At 41.2% G+C, this 3,907-nt stretch carries 2 protein-coding genes; both read right to left on the bottom strand.

Features of this window, described 5'->3' with window-relative positions:
* Positions 1 to 181 precede the first annotated feature (181 nt).
* Positions 182 to 2,332, bottom strand: a complete 2,151-nt coding sequence (locus NJ959_RS26860) for a pentapeptide repeat-containing protein (RefSeq protein ID WP_254014824.1) — start codon at positions 2,330 to 2,332, stop codon at positions 182 to 184.
* A gap of 745 nt (positions 2,333 to 3,077) precedes the next feature.
* Positions 3,078 to 3,907, bottom strand: an 830-nt coding sequence (locus NJ959_RS26865) for an ATP-binding cassette domain-containing protein (RefSeq protein WP_254014825.1), incomplete at its 5' end; no start/stop codon positions are given.

The following is a 3,907-nucleotide window of genomic DNA, read 5'->3' on the forward strand; positions in this document are numbered from 1 at the left end:
AAGGGGTAAGATCAGTCGATATAGGATGGTAGGGAGTGAGACGCACTCGCCACACACTAGATTCTCTGAACAGCTCGGCGGGACAGCAAGATCTGTACAGTGTACGTCGTCAGCCGCCTCCAATCTGTATAAGAGACAATCTTTCCCTACTCCCTACTCCCTACTCCCCACTCCCTACTCCCTACTCCCCACGATCGATAATTGCACCTTGTTGCTCTAGTTGCAGCTTCATCTCCTCAGATAATCCTGAATTATTGCCAAACTGAGTGCCATGAATATTAACACCGCTAAGGTTAGTTCCGAAAAGTTTAGCTCCCCTAAGATCTGCATGACTTAGATTCGCACTGCTAAGATTGACATGGCGTAATACAGCATTTCTTAGATCTGTACCACTGAGATTCCCATGGCTCAAGTCTACCCGACTCAAATCGGCGCGACTCAAATCTGCATGGATTAAGCTAGCATGGGTGAGGTTAGCACCGATCAAGTTGGCTCCCGTGAGATTAGCATGGTTAAGCCTGGTATGGCGTAATTGAGAATTTTTGAGGTTAGCATCACTCAGATTAGCATTACTGAAATTGGCATTGCTCAAATCGGCATCGCTCAAGTTAGCATATTGCATATCAGCTCCTCTAAAATCCGAACCGTTCAAGCTAGCACCACTAAGATTAGCCCCGTTCAGTTCTGCTTGCTGTAATTCAGCACGACGAATATTAGTATTAGTCAAATTAGCGCGATTAAGCTTAGTTTGTCGCAAGTGAGCGCAACGGAGGTCAGCATCTTTAAGATTAGCATCACTCAAATTGGCACGATTGAGCATTGCACCACTTAGATCTGTATGTTCAAGGGTAGCGCGGCTCAAATTAGCGTTACTCAGTTTTGCCAGACTCAAGTCAGCGTAACTTAGATCGGCATCGCTAAGTTCAGCATCTCGCAAATCAGCCGCCATTAAATCCGTACTGCGGATATCAGCCCCCCTAAGCTCCGCACCACGCAAGTCGGTTCCTTTTAGTTGAGAAAAAACTCGATAGGCATCTAGATTAATGGATATTTTATCTCCAATATTAGAACTATTAAAATCATCAGACGATCCGTTTATCTTAACTAAATCATAGTGAATATCTTCATTATAAAGAGTCAATACAATATTAAATGTCTCCAAGAAATGAATAAACCATTGACATTCATTCTCCGGAAATTTCTCGTAATATTTAATTAGCCGAGCAATGGAAACTTCTAAATGATTTTGAGCAGATTTACAAATGAGCGTAATTTTGAGCAGAGTTATGACAATAAATAGAGGATTTCCTTCCATTGTCAGTGCAATAAATAGGGAAGAAGGCTGCTCGCCATCTTCCGTCGTCATAAATTCGATCGCTCTCCGACAGGTACGGAGGAGCAAATCATCGGTTAATGGTTTATGATTATACTTTTCGTAGAGATTATTTAGCTTAGGAAAAAATTGCAATTCTATCAATTTCAAGTAGTTATTGTTGTTGTGGGAAAACACCAAGTATTTTTTAAAGCTTTGCTTGAATTCCCTATACTCAACATTTTTTACCTGCCGTAGGAAAAGACTTGCCTGATTTAAGTAACTGAACGATAGCTGTTGAGAACTGACTTTTTTGATTAAGTGAATGACTTGATTACCTAATTTAGTTGGATTGGTAATTTCTTCTTCCTGATACTTAGGCGAATTACAACGAGCCGTGTACATTGCTAGCTCAAATTTAAACTTTTTCTTGAGGCGTTTCGATAAATCTTTAGCAATTTCCCTTTGTTCAATTGGATTCTGGGCATCAAGGTACTGAGGCACTAATAAGTAAGATCGATATCTCTCACTCCAATGCTCTTGTTTCAGGAAGCTATGGGGAGATGTAAATAGCTTTAGCTCTTCATAATCTTGACTTTTGATAAAATTACTCAGAAACCTACCCAGATAACTGAAATTCTCAGATAACTTAGGCGGGTTAACCTCAATATCAGCCAAGATTTGAACTAAGTTTTCAATTTCCTGATATTTCCTCTTAGCGGACCAGTTATTAATTAGAATGTAGTAGGATCGTTTGAGAGTATTTCTAAATTCTTCCTCATTGTTGCGAGAAACAATTTGAGAAAATGCCTGATTAACATGGGGGTTAGTTTGAGTATTGCCAAGCAGAAATAACTGCTTGAATTCAACCAAGACAGTTTCTGGAGGCGCTTGATTAACAATATCAAGAAGGAACTTATAAATAATGTCTTGAGATTGAGCAATATTTAGCTCATTGAATTGATTTTTATCCACAACGGAATTAGATCGGTATTCACCCGATAAGATGCGTCCATTCATCTTTCTTCCCCCTTGGAGACTCCCGCTATACCTGTACTCAGGTTAGCGGCGAGAGGAAAAGGGGGGCGGGGTCTAGGCAAAATAAGATTAACTTTAAATTGAAACAAAAGTGCAGATTTTTTGATTGGAAACCTACAAAACCTCGGATTTCTCCGATAAAGTTAGCTTAGACAAAGTTAGCGGTCGGTACTATCTCTTAGGCACTGTCTCCCAAATGACTGTTTAACCTAAGAGTTTTAGAGCGAAAGACTAGCTACGCATCCTTCGGTAAGAACTTAAACGCTTGCCACTAACGTAGGTAAGTCGACCTGAGTCTGGTCAACTAGGGCTATCTTACAAGCCCCCGTTATAGTCGGTACTCCGATTTAACGGTGGGTTGTTGACAACATAGCAAAGGGCTAGATTCCCCACCCAAATCTGGCAAAATAGGGGAATTGATTGCCATCACCGTACCTACCACTCCTCTTCTGGGACGATCCTCCCATCCCAATCAAACCAACAGTTACAATCCATTCTATAGCAAAAGTCAAAAGTCAAAAGTCAAAAGTCAAAAGTGAAATACCTGCTGTGAATTAATTCTGGCGTTTTCGGATGTCCTAACAGCCCTGGCGACTGCTATACATAGCCATCTTCATATCATAGCCCAGGTCATTCAAGGAAAGTCAAAAGTCAAAAGGATGAAGTAAACAAATACTTTCACTCCACTCCCCACTCCCTACTCCCTACTCCCTACTCCCTACTCCCCCTATCCCCGTTGTTGTAATTGTTTGATTCTCTCCAAACTACCAGTAGGAATCGAGGAAATAAGCTGGCGAGTATAGTCAGTTTGGGGTTCCCAGTATATCCTCTCAGCTCGATCGATTTCTTCAATTTTGCCCTTATTCATTACCATAATACGATCGCTCATAAATTTCACCACACTTAAGTCATGAGAAATAAAGATATAGGTTAGACTCCACTGACGTTGCAAATCTTTCAGTAAATTTAGTACTTCTGCTTGTACTGAAACATCCAAAGCCGAAACTGATTCATCACAGATAATCAATTTTGGATTAGGATCTAGAGCCAATGCTCTCGCAATACAAACCCGTTGACGTTGCCCCCCGGAAAACTCATGAGGATAGCGATTCATCCGATCCGGATCTAATCCCACATTCTTTAACATATCACTAGCGCGATCGCGACGTTCCCGATCGTTTTTACCCCAACGGTGAACGATCAATGGCTCCATCACCGCATCGCCAATCTTGATGCGAGGATCGAGGGAGCTAAATGGATTTTGGAAAACAATTTGCATATCGCGCCGCAATTGCCGCAATTTGTCACCTTTAAGATAAGTAATATCTCGCTCGTTAAATTCCACCTCCCCACCCATCGGTTCAATTAAGCGTAATAATGTTCTAGCTAAGGTAGATTTTCCACAACCAGATTCTCCCACTAATCCCAATGTTTCTCCTGAAAATACATCAAAGGAAACATCATTTACCGCCATAGTATAACCTTTTTTTGTACCAAACATGCCCTTGTTAGGAAAGCCAACCCGTAGGTTACGGATAGAAACAATAGGTTTAGGGG

Origin of the sequence: Limnofasciculus baicalensis BBK-W-15, assembly GCF_024178385.1 — a bacterium.
GTDB lineage: Bacteria > Cyanobacteriota > Cyanobacteriia > Cyanobacteriales > Coleofasciculaceae > Limnofasciculus > Limnofasciculus baicalensis.